15 protein-coding genes and 3 pseudogenes are annotated in these 16,782 nt (G+C 65.5%); 10 read left to right on the top strand and 8 right to left on the bottom strand.

Features of this window, described 5'->3' with window-relative positions; translation table 11 throughout:
* From AB0F03_RS24130 to AB0F03_RS24115, 4 genes and pseudogenes are all read right to left on the bottom strand, one after another.
* Positions 1 to 644, bottom strand: a pseudogene (locus tag AB0F03_RS24130) (DUF2637 domain-containing protein).
* Between the two features lie 85 nt (positions 645 to 729).
* On the bottom strand, positions 730 to 2,106 hold the full coding sequence (locus AB0F03_RS24125; RefSeq protein WP_361995431.1) for an FtsK/SpoIIIE domain-containing protein: 1,377 nt from the start codon (positions 2,104 to 2,106) through the stop codon (positions 730 to 732).
* Positions 2,106 to 2,462, bottom strand: coding sequence for a hypothetical protein (locus AB0F03_RS24120; RefSeq protein WP_361995429.1), 357 nt, complete (start codon positions 2,460 to 2,462; stop codon positions 2,106 to 2,108). Before AB0F03_RS24120 ends, AB0F03_RS24125 begins: the two co-directional genes overlap by 1 nt.
* A 156-nt stretch (positions 2,463 to 2,618) precedes the next feature.
* Positions 2,619 to 3,404, bottom strand: a complete 786-nt coding sequence (locus AB0F03_RS24115; RefSeq protein WP_361995427.1) for a GntR family transcriptional regulator — start codon at positions 3,402 to 3,404, stop codon at positions 2,619 to 2,621.
* 107 nt (positions 3,405 to 3,511) lie between these two features.
* On the opposite strand from AB0F03_RS24115, the gene AB0F03_RS24110 reads away from it, so the two are divergent.
* The 6 genes from AB0F03_RS24110 (at position 3,512) to AB0F03_RS24085 (ending at position 7,736) form a co-directional block, all read left to right on the top strand.
* On the top strand, positions 3,512 to 3,919 hold the full coding sequence (locus tag AB0F03_RS24110; protein WP_361995687.1) for an NUDIX hydrolase: 408 nt from the start codon (positions 3,512 to 3,514) through the stop codon (positions 3,917 to 3,919).
* Positions 3,920 to 3,965: 46 nt separating this feature from the next.
* The gene (locus AB0F03_RS24105) at positions 3,966 to 4,397 is read left to right on the top strand and encodes an ATP-binding protein (protein WP_361995425.1); all 432 of its coding nucleotides are present in this window, start codon (positions 3,966 to 3,968) and stop codon (positions 4,395 to 4,397) included.
* Positions 4,397 to 4,738, top strand: a complete 342-nt coding sequence (locus AB0F03_RS24100) for a hypothetical protein (protein ID WP_361995424.1) — start codon at positions 4,397 to 4,399, stop codon at positions 4,736 to 4,738. The genes AB0F03_RS24105 and AB0F03_RS24100 overlap by 1 nt, the downstream gene beginning before the upstream one ends.
* Positions 4,735 to 5,112: a hypothetical protein gene (locus AB0F03_RS24095; RefSeq protein WP_361995422.1), complete on the top strand. Its 378-nt coding sequence runs from the start codon at positions 4,735 to 4,737 to the stop codon at positions 5,110 to 5,112. Before AB0F03_RS24100 ends, AB0F03_RS24095 begins: the two co-directional genes overlap by 4 nt.
* A gap of 739 nt (positions 5,113 to 5,851) precedes the next feature.
* Complete coding sequence (locus tag AB0F03_RS24090) at positions 5,852 to 7,366, top strand: AAA family ATPase (protein WP_361995420.1); 1,515 nt, start codon at positions 5,852 to 5,854, stop codon at positions 7,364 to 7,366.
* Positions 7,367 to 7,433: 67 nt separating this feature from the next.
* Positions 7,434 to 7,736 (top strand): hypothetical protein, encoded by a 303-nt coding sequence (locus AB0F03_RS24085; protein ID WP_361995418.1) that lies wholly within the window; start codon positions 7,434 to 7,436, stop codon positions 7,734 to 7,736.
* A 545-nt stretch (positions 7,737 to 8,281) separates the two neighbouring features.
* Here the strand turns inward: AB0F03_RS24085 and AB0F03_RS24080 are convergent.
* Complete coding sequence (locus tag AB0F03_RS24080; protein WP_361995416.1) at positions 8,282 to 9,100, bottom strand: hypothetical protein; 819 nt, start codon at positions 9,098 to 9,100, stop codon at positions 8,282 to 8,284.
* A gap of 760 nt (positions 9,101 to 9,860) precedes the next feature.
* On the opposite strand from AB0F03_RS24080, the gene AB0F03_RS24075 reads away from it, so the two are divergent.
* A complete protein-coding gene (locus tag AB0F03_RS24075; protein ID WP_361995414.1) occupies positions 9,861 to 10,427 on the top strand; it encodes a YceI family protein in 567 nt (188 codons plus the stop codon).
* Between the two features lie 136 nt (positions 10,428 to 10,563).
* On the opposite strand, the gene AB0F03_RS24070 is transcribed toward AB0F03_RS24075, so the two are convergent.
* Positions 10,564 to 11,079, bottom strand: a complete 516-nt coding sequence (locus tag AB0F03_RS24070; protein ID WP_361995685.1) for an HAD domain-containing protein — start codon at positions 11,077 to 11,079, stop codon at positions 10,564 to 10,566.
* Positions 11,080 to 11,332: 253 nt separating this feature from the next.
* Here AB0F03_RS24070 and AB0F03_RS24065 point away from each other — a divergent pair, with 253 nt between their 5' ends.
* The 3 genes and pseudogenes from AB0F03_RS24065 to AB0F03_RS24055 all read left to right on the top strand — a co-directional run.
* Positions 11,333 to 11,746: a hypothetical protein gene (locus AB0F03_RS24065; RefSeq protein ID WP_361995412.1), complete on the top strand. Its 414-nt coding sequence runs from the start codon at positions 11,333 to 11,335 to the stop codon at positions 11,744 to 11,746.
* Positions 11,747 to 12,120: 374 nt separating this feature from the next.
* Positions 12,121 to 12,309: pseudogene (locus AB0F03_RS24060) on the top strand (PE-PGRS family protein); the annotation flags it as partial.
* Positions 12,310 to 12,794, top strand: a pseudogene (locus AB0F03_RS24055) (mobilization protein); the annotation flags it as partial.
* 321 nt (positions 12,795 to 13,115) lie between these two features.
* On the opposite strand, the gene AB0F03_RS24050 reads toward AB0F03_RS24055, so the two are convergent.
* Both AB0F03_RS24050 and AB0F03_RS24045 read right to left on the bottom strand, forming a co-directional pair.
* Positions 13,116 to 13,577, bottom strand: coding sequence for a hypothetical protein (locus AB0F03_RS24050; RefSeq protein WP_361995410.1), 462 nt, complete (start codon positions 13,575 to 13,577; stop codon positions 13,116 to 13,118).
* Positions 13,574 to 16,782, bottom strand: a 3,209-nt coding sequence (locus AB0F03_RS24045) for an RHS repeat-associated core domain-containing protein (protein WP_361995408.1), incomplete at its 5' end; no start/stop codon positions are given. The genes AB0F03_RS24045 and AB0F03_RS24050, both read right to left, overlap by 4 nt.

The raw sequence follows: 16,782 nt of genomic DNA, 5'->3' as shown, positions 1-16,782 counted from the left end.
TCAGAGCTGGGCGGCGATGGCCTCGGCCATGGGCGGCGGGACGCCGAGGCGGGTGCGCAGGGTCGGGGTGTCGATAGCTGTTCCGGTACGGGCGTGGTGCTCGGCGGCGACCTTGCGGGCGTGTTCGACCAGAGCGGCCGGGACAGCGACGGGAACCGGGGTCGGTAGTGGCTCGAGTGTTGGTGTCACCGGGGGCTCCGGTGCGGGGCCGGGCGCGTCCTCCTCGTTCTCGATGTCCTCGACCTTCTCCTGGCCCACGTCGTCACTGGTCTCGTGGTGCGTGGTCGGCGACGAGTGGACGAGGAGGGTTCCGCCGAGGAAGGCGACCGCGGGCCATCCCGCGACGAGGATGCGAAGCCAGGCCGGCACGTTGTCCAGGTCGAGCAGCCCGGCGGTGGCGACGTTCGCACCCAGGGACGCGGCGAGATAAGGAACCAGCACCACCCAGCCGCTTTGGCCTCACCGGACCGCAGTCGGCGCCAGGCGGCGACGAGCAGCAGGTCGACCGAGACGGGATAGGCCCACGCCTTCCACCCGTCCTGTCCGGCCGCCGAGGCGACGTCGTGCAGGTGGGCGAAGGAAAGCGCGGCGGCGATGACCGCTTGGACGAGCACCGCGTCGACACGGGCCAGGTGGGCGCGCATGCTGCGGCTCCTTCCGGATTCGGGCATGGGAGGGGTGGGACATGGCGCGAGGCGGTCACGCCGACCGGGGGCAAGGCGGGTCGGGTCAGTCGGTCACCGGTCGGGGCCGCACGACCGGGCACGGTGTCTCGACGGGCCGCACGGGAACGTGAGGCCGGAAGCGGTTGAGCGCGGGCAGTTCGGGGACCAGGTGGGCCGATTCGCGGCAGGTCTCGGCCGCGTCACCGAGGGAGAGGTACGGCGTGCGGATACGGGACCAGCCGCCGGAGGTGTCACCGGCCACGGCGAGGCCGGGACGCTCGGGGGCGATGGCACAGGCGGCGGAAACCGCCTCGGGGGCGATGTCGCCCAGTGCCATCTTGGCGGAGGCTTCGTCGTTCACGCGGTGACAGACGCGGCCGGTCAACTGGGCCCGCAGCATGGTCGCGCCCTTGCCCAGCTCGGCGCCGAAGCGCTGCCCGCAGACCTCCAGATAGATGCCGGCGGCCCGACCGAGCTGAGCAAGCCGGATGAGCTGTGTGACCATCTCGTCCCGCCGCTCCTCGTCCTTCCTCGTGGCGACGAGGAACAGTTCGGCGACCTCGTCAACGAACAGCACGACGGGGACCGGGCGTTCGTGCTCGGGCAGGCCCCAGACGTCGGAGGTGATTTCCTCGTCCGGCGTGCTCGGCTCGATGCCCTGCCGGGACTTGATCAGGTCGTAGCGATCCTCCATTTCCTTGACGAGCACGGGCAGCAGCTCGGCGGCCTCGTCCGGGTCGGTGGCGAGCGCGGACAGCCGCGGAGCGAAAGGCGCCAGTTCCACGCCCCGCTTGCAGTCGATGCCGACCAGGGCGACGGGCTGACGGGCGAGCCCGGCGACCAGGTGCCGCAGATACATGGACTTGCCGGACAACGTGGCGCCGAGGGTGAGTTGGTGCGGCACGGTGCGGTAGTCGCGTACGAAGGGAGCGGCGTCCTCCCGCAGCGCGACCGACACCCGGAGAAGCCCCGAGGGCAGCTTTCGCGGCATGCGGACCCGCCGCAGCACGTCGAAGCCGACGAGCCGCAGGTCGACCACGCCCGGCTTGACCGTGGTCACGTATACGGCATGGACGCCCCAGGCGTGCCGTAGCCGTTCGGCGGAGGCGGCCACGTCGGCGGGTTCCTGCCCCGGGGCGAGCCTCAGGCGGACCCGCAGCCCCGTCGTGGTCGGCCGGACGATTCCCCGACGCGGCGGTACGGGCCGGACCTCACGGCGAGTGGCGGCCTTGACCGCCAGGGCCCGCAGCCGGGAGGGGGCCACGGTCAGGCCGCACGCCTCCATGACGGAGCCGTAGGAGCTGAGCAGCCGTACCGTGGACACCGGTAAGCCGACCGCGGACCAGTAGACGCCTGGGTGTCGCGCCCGGGCGTAGGCGGCCCCACCACCGAGTGCGGCGACGGGACCACCCACCTCCAAGAGCGTTGCCAGTTCGGTCATCAGGCCGTGGCCCCCACAGCGGCCGGGAAGGCGGCAGGAGTGACGGCGGCGGCCCGGAAGGCGATGCCGTGGCGCTGCTGCCCGTTGAACACGCTCTCCCACGGCCGGGCGACCAGGCCCGGCAACGAGACCGGGGCACCGAGGGCGAGCCCTTCCGACACCCCGCTCTCCGGAACGGTCACCTTGATCAGGGACGACTCCGCCTCCTCGATGTACACGACGCCGATCGTCATCAGCGCCTCACCGCTGATGGCGTCCTTCGCGATCTCGCCCGACTGCCGGTCGCGGACCTTGGGCTCGGGCGCCTCGGTCAGCAGGATGGTCGCGGCCGAGGTCTCCACACGGATGGTGCGCAAGGCTTCTCCCTATCTACTCGTCTAGACAAGATGCATTCTTCGAACCCGACTTCGCCGGGAACATGAACCACCTTGCCACACGGCTTGCCCACTCGTCTATACGAGTATGCGTGTCGAGGCGTACGAGTCCGAAGAAGTGGCCTCGCGCACCGTCGGTCAGGTCGCCGGAAGTTGGTAGGAGAGGACGTACGCGTCCGCCGCCATCACCGTGTCACAGACCTCCACGGCCCGCCCCGCGGTGTCGAAGGCGGTACGGATCAGGTGGATCACCGGCACACCGGAAGCCAGTTGCAGCGTCTTCACCTCGGACGGCGAGGGCATCCGGGCCCGGATCTCCTCCTCGAAGTGGTCGAGCTGGTGACCCAGCTCTTCCAGGCGGGCGTAGATGCCGCCAGGGCCAGGATTGGGCTCGGCGATCTGTGTACCACGGGCGATGTCGAGCGGAAGGTAGGAGGTGGCGAACTCGACCGGCCGGCCGTCGAGCAGGTACCGGCGACGCCGGGCGAGTACGCGCCGCACGGAACCGAGCCGGGTAGAGATGTCCTGGCTGGCCTTCTCCTCCTTGACCTCCAGGCTGTCGACCTTCGGGTGACCGCCGGCGGCGTCGGCCTCCACGATGAACGCGGACTTCCCCTGCTCACGGTGGCGCCGGGCGAACCGGTCGGAGGCGAGCCGACGCACGGGAGGCCGGGGACGAACGAAGACGCCCTTGCCGTGCTCGGCGTGCACCAAGCCCTCACCCTGGAGGATCGAGAAGGAGTTCCGGACCGTCATTCGGGAAACCCCGTAGTGCTCGACCAGCTCAGCCTCGGAGGGCAGCTTCTCCCCCTCCTTGAATCGCCCACGGTCGATGGCTTCACGCAGTTGGTCGGCGATCTGCCGGAAGACCGCACGATCACTGGTCGGGTCGAGGCCGCCGAGAATGCTCGGTAGGGACGCCATGCGTACTCCTTTAGGTATCTAGACGAGTGGGCGAGTCTTGTTGCTACGGTGGAGAGCCTAGTCAGCCGAGAGGGCCGAGGAACGTGAGCACTGAACGCCCGCACTCCGTGAGCGTCGCCGGGGTCATCATCGATGACCAAGGCCGGGCCCTCCTGATCAAGCGCCGCGACAACGGTAAGTGGGAGCCCCCGGGCGGGGTCCTCGAACGCGAGGAAACCATCCCCGAAGCCCTTCAGCGCGAGGTCCTCGAAGAGACCGGCATCAAGATCGCACTTCCCGCGACCCTGACCGGCATCTACAAGAACATGACGGGCCTGATCGTCTCCCTCGTCTTCCGCTGCCAGGCGGCCGACGGCACTCCGACCACCGGGGACGAGACCCGCGCTCTGCATTGGGCCACCCGCGAAGAAGTCATCGAACTCGCCGACGAGGCGTACGCGGTCCGCGTCCTTGACGCACTCGACGCGGCGTCCCCGCCGGCCATTCGCGCCCATGACGGCGTGAAACTCGTCTAGCCCGAACCCGCTGCACATGGCGGCCTACCAGCACGAAGGAACTTGTATGCACGAGTATACGAGTACAGCCCGGGTCTGGGGACTGTCTTGCCCAGGTTTCCCGGAAGAGGTCAGCCGGGCCCGCCGCTGGACGCGCGACATCCTGCGCGGCTCCCCTCTGGCCGACGACGCCGAGCTGATCGTGAGCGAGCTGAGCACCAACGCGATCCTTCACACGGCCAGCGGCATGCGGTCGGGCAGCTTTCATCTGGCACTCGCGGTCTCGTCGCAGGTGGTCGCCCTGTCGGTCATGGACGAGGGAAGCACCGGTACGGCGCCGAAGGTCGAGCACCAGGACGAGCGGGCCGAGCACGGCCGGGGCCTGAGCATGGTCAGCGCAATCGCTCACCGAGTCGTCGTCCACGACAGTCCCGGCGGGTACACCGTCACCGCGGAACTCTTCCCCCAGGCCCGGCCGGCGGGAGGGCACCCGTGCTGATGCCCGCTCTTCCCGTAGCGCTGAGAAGGGACAGCAGCCCGCTCCTCTGCCAGTGCCGAGCCGCCGCCTACCCGATGGACGAGGTCCGTTCCATCCCGTTGGGGTCACACGACACCACGAGCCCACGCCTGGCGCTGCGCTGGTTACGCGAGCGCACGCGGGACATCACCGACCAGCTCGACGCCCCGTACGCACAGCCGGGCCTGTACTGGCTGACGGACGAGGCCGAACACGAACGAGCCCTCGCCTACATGACCGGCGGCACGGGCTACCAACTCACCCTCTACGACGAGAGCACCCATTACGTGCTGCTGGCCTACCCGGTGGGAGCAAAGTCATGAACGGACCCACCCGCGGGTACTGGTGCGAATGCTGGACCGAGGATGCCGCCGGCACAGAAGGACCGACGCGCCTGGCGTCGTTCGATGCGTACTCGGCGGTCGAGGCGAACAACTGGGTGGCGACGATCCTGCGCACCATCTCACCAGCACTCGACACGGCCGCTTCCCAGGAAGCATGGACGCGACTCCACGACGACCGCATCGACACAAGGCGAGCCCTGTTGCGCCGGGAGCCCTGGACGGTATCCATCACGCACGTCGGCATGCGCATCACATGGACAGTCCGACCAGCACTCTTCCTGCCCCTCGCACACCGTCAGGGCGCTGAACTACCAACCTGCGCCCATACCTTCGTGCCCCACCGCACAGACTGAGTTACAACTTTCTCTACTGGTTCAAGGCGGCTCGCTCCGCTCCCCGCGCGCGGCCCGGCCCCCGGCCGGGCCTGCGCTCCTGTCTCCGCCCCGCTCCAGCCCGGCCGGCGCCCGTGCCGCGCTCACAGCAAGCAGCCGCCTGATGCTAGAGAAGGGGTACGTCTGGCTGGGGCGGTCGGCTCCGCGGCTTTAGGCAGCCACTTCGGCGCGAGCCTCGAAGATCATGGCCCCAACGTCGTGCTTTACCGGGCAGGTCCACAGACTGCCCGACGCACCGAAAGCTTACGGGACCATGATCACTCGCGCCAAAGCAGCGCCACCCCAAAGCCGTTCCGCAGACCTAGGTCTCAAGTTCAGCGTTCCGCCCTCAACGCTCCCAATAGCGATGTAGCATCACGCTCGCACAGCGGGGAGCGCTAGGGGGCAAAACATGAGGATTGCACGACTCACAGCCGAGAATATTGGCGGTTTGCGCGACTGCGATATAGATCTGCCCGACCATTAAATGATTGCGCTCGCTGGAGCTAACGGCACAGGAAAAAGCAAAATGCTTGCCTGCTTGCTTGCCCCATGGACGAGCACAATCCCTACACCAAGGGAACCCTCAGCCAAAAGATCCGTATCCGTCACACTCGAATTCGACGAAGCTGAAGTGACAGCCCTAACCGAATTCATTCAGCAATCCCACGCCGGCTGGACACCAAGTGAATCACTAAGCGAGGTGACATATCAAATTTGGGTGGAGCCGATCGTCGGTTCGGTCAACATTCACACACAGCCGGATATCCCATCCCTATGGAATTGCTTCAGAAACCAAAACTTCCTACAGCGGCATCCAAGCTTCAATCTCATCTTCCTTCCCGCAGAGAGGCGCCTAGTATCCAATCACAGCGCAGCGTTCGATCTGGCACAACTCGCCGAGCAAGTTGCGCTGGAGAAGACCTCCGAGGCGCGCAATACTGCGTACAGTGGACGTTTGGACGATGGAGAGTTTGAAAATTACGCTAAAGCCCTCTGCGTAGCTGGGGCTCTACCCAGTGAGGCGCACGATCAGGAGGATAACGAGGCGTCCAAATGGGACTCTTTCACAAGAGCAGTCAACCTGCTTCTTTATCCGAAATTCTTGATGCCTCTGACCCGTCAAAATCCTGACCGGTTGCGAGTGGGACTTCCTGGAGGCGGATTCCACTCGATTGATGAGCTATCAAGCGGTGAGCGACAGGCATTGGTAATTATCAGCCGCGTGTTCCGAGCAGGCGAAGGTCACAGCATAATCGCGATTGATGAACCGGATGCCTACTTGCATCCCGCATTGAGCACAAAACTTCTCGCGGCACTTAAAGTCGGGCTTCAGGAAGGAGGCAGACTCCTCCTAGCCACTCACAGCCCATCCATTCTGGACAGCATGCCTCCGCAAGCAATTTTTCGCCTTTACCACGACAAACCGCCCGCGATCGTGGAGACGGAGGGCGAAAGAATAGATCTTTATCGAGAAGCCGGCTTCAAAGAAAGTGCACTCACTCAAGCGAGTCTACTTGTTGCGACGGAAGGGGACTTCGATGAAGGAATTCTCCCTCAACTAGTCCCACTGTTGGGTAGTGCCGATATTCGCGGGCGTGGCGGTCGCGCGGAGGTAATCAAGGCGTTGGAATCACTGGCCGACTACGACGTGCCTATCATTGGGGTTGTCGACGCAGATGTTATGGCTCCAGTTCCCAATCAGAACATTGCGCCACGCTGCTTCATCTGGCCGACCGCTGACATTGAGGGCGTACTGCTTAGCGATGAAGCATTTTTGCAATCTGCCGTCGACGGTTGTCTAGTGAAGGCGCCTTTCCGTTCCGTTAAAAAGCTCAAAGAACTGCTATCGAAATTGCTGATCGACGCGAAAGATTCGGCAGTTGCCGAAATTGCCCAACGCCTCCTGAGGTCAAATGATTCTTTTGCCTGGCCCACACCCCGTGGGGATGCCGCTATTGCCAGGCTCCGGAAAGCCGCAGATCCAACGCCCAAGCTCTCAGCCGCAGATATCGAGCGAGCCATCACGCGAGCAGAAGAGGAATGGACTAAAGCGCTGCCAACCCCTTGGCCGCTGGTACGAGGCAAGTGGATTCTCGGCGAATTCGTCAGTGTCACTAGCGATTTCAAGCGTGGCCCAGCATTCCTTGAGGCGGTTGCATCGCGAAACCCGCGAGTACAAACTATGGAACGGTTTGAAACGTTCGCGAGGAAAGTCCTGGAAGGCGGTTCGTGATTCGAGCCCATTTTCGGCCTAATACCCCATATAGAGGGGTGACTGCAAGGATGGGGAGACGAAGGAAATGAGTTGGGGCCGACAGTTCCTGCTGTGGCTGATTGGCCTCAGCGCGGTGACGCTGGTCATCACGGTGTCGACATCGGAAGGGGGCCACGGAACCTCGGGCTTGGACAAGCGGAGCTACCTGCACGGTTACCACGACTCCTTTGGAGACGCCTACCTGCCGCGGAGCGATGAAGACCGGCAAACCGTCGAGGGGCGGTGTCAGGAGTTGTGGAGCAGGTTCCCGGGGACCGGCGACTACAACGAGAAGAGTTGGGTCACCGGGTGCGCCGATTTTGTCGAACAGAAGAAATCCCGCTTCTAGCCGGTGTGGGCGGAGCCAGCTAAATCCGCCGGCCCCCCTCCTGCCAGTTTGACGGTCTCCTCCAAGGGCCAGGCGCTCGGCTGTGTTGGAGCGGGACCGTCCGAGGGCGGTCGGCGAGCACGAGACGTCGTCCTCGCCCGGCCCCTTCTCCTCATCCGCGAGTGGGCAGAGAACAATTGAGAATGCATCCCCGGCCGTGAATGGTCAAGGTTCCGATGCGCCCGGGGCGACCGCACCAAACGCACCAGATCGAGCAGGAAACAGCACAACTTCCCGAGCTGAGGGTTCTGGCACAGTCGTCACGGGCCAGCTACCGCGGCTTGCTGTGGTCGACGACAAGCCCGATAGCGTGGCCGAGACCGGTAGGGTGCAGCGAGACACACGCGCGCCTGATCGGTCGGCTCACCCGCCGTCGTGGCTGACTTTCGTAGGCTGGGGTTCAGGCGGACCACATCGAAGGTGCCCGAAGTTAGTCGAGCGCGGCCCTGTATGCGGCGAGGCTGGGCCGTCCGAGGCCGCTCATACGAGCAGGCAAGCTTTGCATCTTATCCCCGAAACAGCTCCTCAAGCGAGCCATCATCTTCGCCATCGACCCAGCGGATTACCCTGAAATCCTTATTCATCTGGCTGGCGAAGCGGTTAAGCTGCGCCAGGACGCTCTCGCTTGGGAGTCGCATATTGGTGACAACTGCGAGCGTTTCAGCGTCGCTTGCCGTCAAGATCCCCAAAGCAGCATGGATCCTCGAAGAATCAATCCTCCGATCGGGACTTCCATATTTAACTTCCAGCGCGATCATCCGGCCCGGTAGCCTCACCACATAGTCAACCTGATAGGGGCCGAAACGCTCCGAGTATGTCACACTATCGGCATTAGCCAGGCGCCTGACTCGCTCCCCTACGAGCCGTTCGTAGCGGGCATACGATTCGCCCGCCAGACCACTGGAGACCGGAATCGCAACCGGATCGTAGGCTGCCGCAACAGCGATGGCCGCGTCAGCCTCCTCAGGCGATGCCATAGCAATTGCCGCAGCAGCAATCTTGCGGCGCGCGGCAAGAGTTACCTCATTCTCGCCGAACTTGGCACGAGTAATTCCGCTGCCAGTGACCGCCATAACGACGAGAATTGCGCCAATGGCGATTAGCGCTGTTGGTCCAGCTTCCACGCTTCTCTTGAATACAGCCACTGTACCGGCCGCAATCATCAGGAGGCCGATAGCCCCAGAAGTGAACCGCTCGATATTTGAGAGGGGGGCAGAGTCTTCACTGACTCGGAAAGACTCTTGTCCGTTTTCTCCTGCGTTCGCATCACCCGAAGACATGAGTGTGATCATATAGGCGGAACTCGTCATGTTCAGGCCGTTCACCTCAGCCGCTCGTCAGGCCAGTGGCGAGCTCGGCCTCGGGTGGCGGCGCCAGGCCATGATGACCTGCCGTAGAGCTTCGGCTTGGGGGAAGGGGACGAGACCTAGGGCGGCCCGTATCAGGCTCCGTCTCATTCAGCGCCGTTCACGGCCGTTCAGACGAGACCCCAAGCCGCCCCCTCGGCGGAGGTCAGCCGACCCTGAACGCAGGTGAACGCCGTCGTACGCGGCATCGCGAGCAACCAACGGACTTGGAAAGCGTGCACCCCCGAGCAACCCCCTTGGGCCGTCGTGCATCGCTGCGCGGAGCAGTGCGCCTTCCACAGAGGACATGCGCCCGGCAATCCTGCACTGGTCCGCACGACGGTCGAGACCGGGGGTGGGAGACGTGGCTCATACGCAGTCTAGGTGTGGAGCACTCACGGAGAAGGGCACTCGATGTCGGCGGCTGGCGATGGTCGGTGCGTCGCGATGCAACCTGCACCGTGGCGAGTGGTCGTCGTACACCATCAAGAAGCGCAAGGAAGCCGAACGCAAGGCGAAGAAGCGTCGCAAGTGACCACAGCCGGTGGGAGGTGACATCCATGGCTGACATCAACAACAGCGGACAGCAGCGGCGCGGTGCAGTCTGACACGGCCACAGCCGCCCCGCACAGCACGGGTGGGCAGGCGGTCAAATCGAACTCCTAAAGCGGTGGTCAGCCCCTATTTCACCCGTTGACGGTTGATGTTGTGGCCGGTTGGTCGAGCGTAGGCTGGAATTATGGTCACAACAGCAGGCGAGTACGCGATTGGCAAGCAGGTCGGTCGGTTGCTGGTGCGCACCGCTCGCCAGGGCGTGGCCGCAAGGGTTGGACATGACCTGCTCATCGAGGCCACCGAGTGGGAAGGCCACGTCACCGTGCCGGCGGACCCCGCGACCCAGCCGACGGTAGTGTCGGTACGCGTGGACCTGGGCGCGCTGAAGGTCCTGGAAGGCACCGGCGGGGTCAAGCCGCTCAGCGACGGCGACAGGCAACAGATCCAGCAAACGATGCACAAGCTGCTGCGTGTCGATCAGCACCGATATGCGACCTTCACCTCCACAGGCGTGGAGATCCACGACGGCAGCGCAACCGTTGAGGGAGATCTGACTCTGGTTGGGCAGACCCGTCCGCTCCGCTTGGATGTGCGACAGCTAGACGACGGAAGCGTCAAGGGTGCCGGGAGCGTGGTGCAGTCCCAATGGGGCATCAAGCCATACTCGGGCTTCTTCGGCGCCCTCAAACTTCGCGACGCCGTCGACATTGAGGTCACCACCGGTCTTCAGGAGATCGACGCACCAGGCTGACGGCAGCGACGGCAGTCCTGACGGCAACGACGGTGTACGACGGCGAACCCGTGCGACCGCCAGCGGAATGAGTCACAGCCGCCCAGGCCCAGTCCGAGGGGCGTGCCCGCATCTTCTAATCGCCTGGTCTTGTGGCTCAGCTCGGCGCAGCGGTACGGAGCCAACCGGCAAGCGTGGAGAAGTCGGCGTCCACGAGGCCTTTGGTCGGGTCGACGCGATGAAGAAGCGACGGCCCAGGATGTTGGGCAGCGACCCAGAGGCGGTCCATGGTGCTGATCTCGTCGTCGACCCAGAGGAACGGCCGGCGGTTGGCCCACTCGACAAGGGGACGAGTCTTCCAGTGCAGGCCGCGCGGGCTGTCGTCGGCGGAGACGTCCGGCCAATCCACGACGGGCAGCTTTGGCAGTCCGATGCGTGGGGCGACGGCCTCGTTCGCCTCTTCCATCCACGTCGAGGCCCACACGAGCTGACAGTCCAGGGCCATGAGACGCGTCCCGAGGCCGCGGTCAAGCCGTCCGAGCAGCGGGTTTCCGTGGTCAGAGGTCACCTGAGAGTCGTAGGCGGGAGCTGACAGGTGACTGGGTGAGGACCCGAACGGGATAAGGGGACCGTCGACGTCGAGGAAGAGGATGGGGCGCTCCGGCGGCACGATAGCCCGGCGAGGCGGGGAGTGACACTCGCGTTCCTGGGCCGTCTCTGGGCCGTGCGAGGGTGCCCGAGGCCGACCGACGGTGACCGGCAGTGACAGTCGAGCCTCGCCGTCAGCCGCAAAGCCCGAGGTCAGGGCCACGTGATGATACGGGTTTCCGCCCAGGGGTGGCGGTCGGGCAAGATGGGGTGTTTCTTGCCACTCGGCTCCGGAAACGCCGGCGCATCACCAGAGTCTCGTCGCTAGGCTCGGCCCCGTGAGCGAAGACGCCCGTCTCCTGGCGAACCACCGAGTCCACGTCGTACCCGTAGTCCTGGCTCTGGCCAATCCGCCATGGCAGCAGGAGGTGTGGCTTGACCCGTCGGTGTTCGAGAACCTGAACCACGTCTTTCACACGCTCTTCGATGACTTCTGCGATGCCGAGGAGCCCGAGCGATACCTCGGAGTCAGTCTGAGGACTGAGGAAGAGGTCGCCCTCATGCGTGAGCTGGGCATCATGCTCAACGCCGCGGCGGCCGAGGCACCCAACGACACCGATGCGGAGTACCTACAGGCACCCTCTTGGCCAAAGGTCGTGGCGGTCGCGGGTCGTCTCGCTCAGGTCATGGTCGCGAACGACCTGAAGGAACTCACTGCGCTGCACGACGCGGATCTGAGCACCTCAACGTGAGCCGCAGCGTTGAGTGTCTAACTGCGTGACAACGCGGACAGACAGCGGTGGACGAGCACGGACACTCACGGACCGTCGCAGCAGGTCAGATGAGCACTGGCCCAAGGTCGGCGGGCTGCGCGAGTTGCTTCGGGACGAAGAGGTCGTGGGTTCAAGTCCCGCCACCCCGACGCCGTAATACCAGGTCAGGCCCGGTGCTGGGAGATCAGCACCGGGCCCGATTTGCTGTGCGGCCCCGTTTTGGGAGCCGGCTTCGGGAAGCGACTCCCCGGTGGCTCCCAGCCAGTGACGTTCCGCCTTCGGGCGCGCTGTGACCCCGCAAGATTCATCCCACGGCTTGTGCTGAGGAGACAACAGACGGTACGACGATCGGCATGCGCCGATGGTCTCCGCTGAATGACCGGCAGCTCGCACTCCTCACCCGCATCGGGGACGGAACCGACCCCGTCACGTCGGACAGTCCCGGGCTCGCGCTCACCGCCCGCGCACTCAAAGAGCGGTGCCTGATCACCATGCCCGAAAAGAGTGGGAAGTGGCAGGCGGATATCACTGACGCGGGACGCACGGCACCCCCCGCCAAGCGGGCCACCAGCGCGGAGCGGCACATGTCCGAACGCGAGGGACGTGAACGCCCCGCCACGCGAGGATCTACGGGAGACCGTACGACGCGCGGTCGCCGGCGCGACCAGCGAGGAGGAGTTCTTCGACCGGCTGGCGGCCGCCGGTCTGCTGATCCGCAAGCGCGTCGCGCCCTCCGGCGATCTGCTCGGCTACAAGGTCGCGCTGCCCGACGACCGCAACGGTGAGAAAGAACCGGTGTTCTACGCAGGCTCCACGCTCGCACCCGATCTGTCCCTACCCCGAATCCGTGAGCGCTGGGCCATTCCCGCCCAGGTTGCCGTCTCGGCGGACGACTCCCGGCCGGAGCAGCCAGCCCCCGCCGGACGTGACAGGTCCCGCGTTCGCGCGGCGCCGAGCCTTCGCCGCCACCTGGCATGCACTACTGATCGCCGACCATGGTGACGATGGCCCCGGAGCCGCCCAGTTGGACCCCGGTTAGCTGTGGGCGGGCTCGCTTGCCGTCCCGTCTCTGGCCGATCGTGTACGCCAGGAACGTCGGCGAACTTCGATGGTCGACGTCCAAGGGAACGCTGAAGGGCGTCGGGTCCGGGTCCAGCGCGCCAGTTCACCGCGCAGCGCTACGCCCCTGGGAGTGGATCACCGCAGCCGCGGCAGATCGCCGAGGCAGGCACCCGCATGCAGTCCTGTCGACCTTCTCTATGGCCGGACCGTGCGGTGAACCGTACGGCCATGACGTGCTTCCTGTCCGTCGGTGCGATGACGAGCTGGTGTCCTCCCGGTCACCCCCTCAGTTCGCGTCCCCCCAGATGGCTCGCAGGTCCTCGCAGCGCACGGTGATCGACGCGTCAGTGAGCGCGATTTCATGCACGCAACCCCCGCCCTCGTCCGGGAGGATCTCGTCGAGAAGCACGGTGTCGACCAGCATCCAGTCGATGGCATGCGCATAATCGATGGAGAAGTGGGTCACCCCTGAATAGCTGATGCGTAGCCCCGCGTCGTGCTTCCACTGATTCGGGGCGAATTCCAGCGTCATCCCCCCACTTTTGTCGGTGGCAAGATGAATTCCAGACAGTTCCAGATCCTTGACACAGCGGCTATTTCCATGCCCCAATGCATAATGCGCCGGATCGGACGCGAATTGCCTGGCCCCGATAGGCAGCCGATCTCGAAAGTTCGGGAGCTCGGCCAGGTAGGGCCTCGGATCGACGTAGAACCCGCCATCATCCCAAACGGCCGTGACGTACTTCATTTGCAACCTTCCGCGGCAAGAGGTGGTCGCCTCCATTTGCCCCCGCTGATATCTTCTGTCCCCTTGGGGCCGATCCGGCCTACTTTTCGCAACTCGTAGATCATCCGACCCTTGATGGCATTCTCCACGGCGGGCGGGACTTCGACTTCCGCCGCTTTGATGCCGTGCTTATTGAACCAGCCCTGGCTGTTGAAGAGTCCGACTTCGCGCATCGACTTGTCGTAGACGTGAATTTCCACGTCCATGCCCTTGTTTCCCACAGGGAAGGGGTCACGTCGGCCTGTGTACCCCTGCCCGAAATTCAGCGGGTTCTGCGGCCCCGTCGGACCCTTTCCTGCCAGGCCGAGGTCGTCGCTCCAGCTCAACGGGTTCGGTACATAGGCGTGGTGATCGGGTGCGGGGACGAGACCCAGCGGGTCCGCGCTGATGTACCGCGCTATCTCGGGGTCGTAGTACCGGTACAGGTTGTAGTGCAGACCCGTCTCCGGGTCGGCGTACTGTCCTGGGAAACGCAGTGGGCAGTCGACCGGTGGCGTCGCTTCGTCCAAGGCCGGAAGAGGGGTACCCCACAGGCTGGTACGACGCTGCCAGACCAGATCTCCTGTCGCGGAGACCAGCTCCGTGGGTGTGCCGAGGGAGTCAGTGACGACGGCGTGGAACCGAGCGCCTGACTCGGGATCCGATTCCTCCGCCAACTGCGCCAGGAACGACGTGTCTGCGGCCGCCACGGTCGGCTTGTGGCGCGTCTGGGCGACCGGGCGAGGGCTGTCCGGCGCGTAGTCCCAGGTTGTCACCCAGCCGTCTGCCGTGGCCTGCTCTGCCAGGCACAGGTCGTCCCAGGCGAAGACCGTACGGTCGGCCGCCGAGCCGTCGTCGGCGACCCGATGCTTGGAGATGCGTCGGCCGAGCGGGTCGTAGGCGTACCGCCACTGAATCCCGTCTGGGGTGATCACCTCCGTGAGGCGGTCCTCGGCGTTCCACCTGTAGGTCCAGGTACGGGTCTGGCCGTTCAGGAGCTCGCGGGTCCTGCGTACGAGGCGGCCCTCGCCATCGTGCTCATAGGAGGTGCGGCCGGCCTTGCGGACGAGCGTGCCCTCGAATCGCCGCTCACCGGATGCCTCATGGGCGGGCGACTCGGCGTGCGTCAGGTGGCCCGCCGGCGCGTACGCGTAGGTCTCGCTCCAGCCATGAGCGCGCGTACGGGTGACGCGACCCATGTCGTCCAGGACGAAGCGGCGGGTACCGGACGTCAGCTCCCGGACTTCGGTGAGATGGCCGTCCGCTCGATGGGCGTACGTCCGGTGCTGTAGGAGGCGGTCAGGGGAACTGGCGGTGAGGGTCTGCACGCTCAGCAGACCCGCCGCGGTCCACGCCTGGGTGAGCGACACCTCCGTACCGAGGTTGCGCTGTGTCTCACGGCCGGCAGCGTCATGGGAGAAGTCCAGCGCGCCCACGGACGACCGCATGGTGAGCGGGTGCCCCGCCAGGTCATAGGTCCAATCGGAGACCAGCCCAGAAGGTGTCGTACGCCGGGTCCGGCGACCGACGGCATCGTGGACATAGCTCGTCGTCCGGCCGTTCACGGTCTCCGACAGCACTCGGCCGAGTGGGTCACGCTCCACTGCGAGCCCGGCATCCGCGTTCCCCGCACGGCACAGGTTGCCGTCGGAGCCGTAAGCGAACGTGGTGACGTCCCCCGTGTCGGTGTGCTGTTCCACTACCCGGCCGAGCGGGTCCCGCACGAAGCGCAGGGTCTGTCCGGCGCCGTTGGTGCGCGCGGCCAGGTTGCCGGCGGCATCGCGCCTGTAGGTGAGGGTACGACCGTTGAAGTCCGTCTCCGCTGTCAACCGGCCCGCGTCGTCATAGGTGTACGACCAGGTCAAGCCCTGCGGGTTCGTGACGGCGGTCAGGCGGAGTTCGGTGTCGTAGGCGAACGTGTACCGTGCGCCGCCCGGCTCGGTACGGGTGGCCGGTACGCCGAAGTGGCTCACCGAATAGTGGGTCGCCTTACCGGCGAGGTCGGTGTGACAGAGCAGGTTGCCCTCGGCGTCCCAAGTCCAGGATTCACGCGTCCCGTCGGTCAGTTCGCGCCATGCCGGCTTCCCTTCCGTCGTCCAGCCCACTCGGGTGGCGTTGCCGAGGGGGTCGGTCACCTCGATGACCCGGCCGAAGGGATCGCGACTGATTGTCGTCGTGTGGCGCAGTTCGTCTGTCACAGCTACGGGCAGGCCCGCAGCGTCATATTCCACGGTGCGGGTGTGCCCCAGGCCGTTGGTGATCGCGACCGGACGGCCCTTGTCATCAATGACGTAGCGGGTCTCGGCGCCAAGCGGGTCAACAGTGCTCAGCAGATTGCCCCGCGCGTCGTAGGAGTAGCGCCAGAGGGCGCCGCCCGGCTCGGTCACCTCGGTCGGCAGGCCGAGCGCGTTGTACCGCGCCTGTGCCCGTGTGCCGTCGGGAAGGGTCAGTTCGACCAGGTTGCCGGTGTCGTCGTAGGTGTAGTGGGTGGTGTGGCCCAGTGGGTCGGTGACGGTCAGGGGCTTGTCGCCGTACTCGTCCCATTCCGTGCGCGTGACGTGGCCGAGCGGGTTCGTCTCCTCCACCACCTGGCCCTCGGCGTTGTAGCGGTGGATCGAGGTATGGCCCTGGGAGTCGGTGTAGGTCGTGGTGCGGGTGGTGTCGTCGTAGGTGAGGGTGCCGGAGAGGATGCCGTCGATGCCCTCGGTGCGCACCACGCGGCCGCGGTCGTCGTAGACGTAGGAGAACCAGGTGCCGTTGCGGTCGGTCCAGCGGGTGACGCGGCCCTCGGTGTCGTAGGTGAAGCGCAGGGGCTCGCCGCTGGAGTTGATGACCTCGGTGAGGTTGCCGGAGGTGTCGTAGCCGTAGCGCATGACGAGGGTGCCCTCGTCGGGCGCGGCGCTCGGGTGGTAGCGCGAGGGCGGCTCGTCGAGCAGACGCAGGGCGGTGATGCGGGGGCCGTGGGTGTCGACGGCGACGTAGTAGCCGCCGGAGTGGCGGATGCCGAAGGGGATGCCGTCGTCGTCGCGTTCGATGTCGATGCGGTTGGCGTTGCGGTCGGTCCAGGAGTCCAGGGCCAGGTGGAAGACGCCGAAGGAGGGTGAGGGGACAGGGGCGGCGAAGGTGCGGGTCACGCCCGTGGCGGGGTCGGTGACCGTCATGGCGCCGTCCGGTTTGCCGTCCCATT

This window comes from Streptomyces sp. NPDC028722 (assembly GCF_040637655.1).
GTDB lineage: Bacteria > Actinomycetota > Actinomycetes > Streptomycetales > Streptomycetaceae > Streptomyces.
Note: the sequence above shows the minus strand (reverse complement) of the source record. Positions and strands in the feature narration are given on the sequence as shown.

Bases quoted from the DNA above. Each gene is read 5' to 3' on its own strand.
- AB0F03_RS24125 (WP_361995431.1), bottom strand. From the start codon at position 2,106: ATGACCGAACTGGCAACGCTCTTGGAGGTGGGTGGTCCCGTCGCCGCA.
- AB0F03_RS24115 (WP_361995427.1), bottom strand. From the start codon at position 3,404: ATGGCGTCCCTACCGAGCATTCTCGGCGGCCTCGACCCGACCAGTGAT.
- AB0F03_RS24105 (WP_361995425.1), top strand. From the start codon at position 3,966: ATGCACGAGTATACGAGTACAGCCCGGGTCTGGGGACTGTCTTGCCCA.
- AB0F03_RS24100 (WP_361995424.1), top strand. From the start codon at position 4,397: ATGCCCGCTCTTCCCGTAGCGCTGAGAAGGGACAGCAGCCCGCTCCTC.
- AB0F03_RS24095 (WP_361995422.1), top strand. From the start codon at position 4,735: ATGAACGGACCCACCCGCGGGTACTGGTGCGAATGCTGGACCGAGGAT.
- AB0F03_RS24085 (WP_361995418.1), top strand. From the start codon at position 7,434: ATGAGTTGGGGCCGACAGTTCCTGCTGTGGCTGATTGGCCTCAGCGCG.
- AB0F03_RS24075 (WP_361995414.1), top strand. From the start codon at position 9,861: ATGGTCACAACAGCAGGCGAGTACGCGATTGGCAAGCAGGTCGGTCGG.
- AB0F03_RS24050 (WP_361995410.1), bottom strand. From the start codon at position 13,577: ATGAAGTACGTCACGGCCGTTTGGGATGATGGCGGGTTCTACGTCGAT.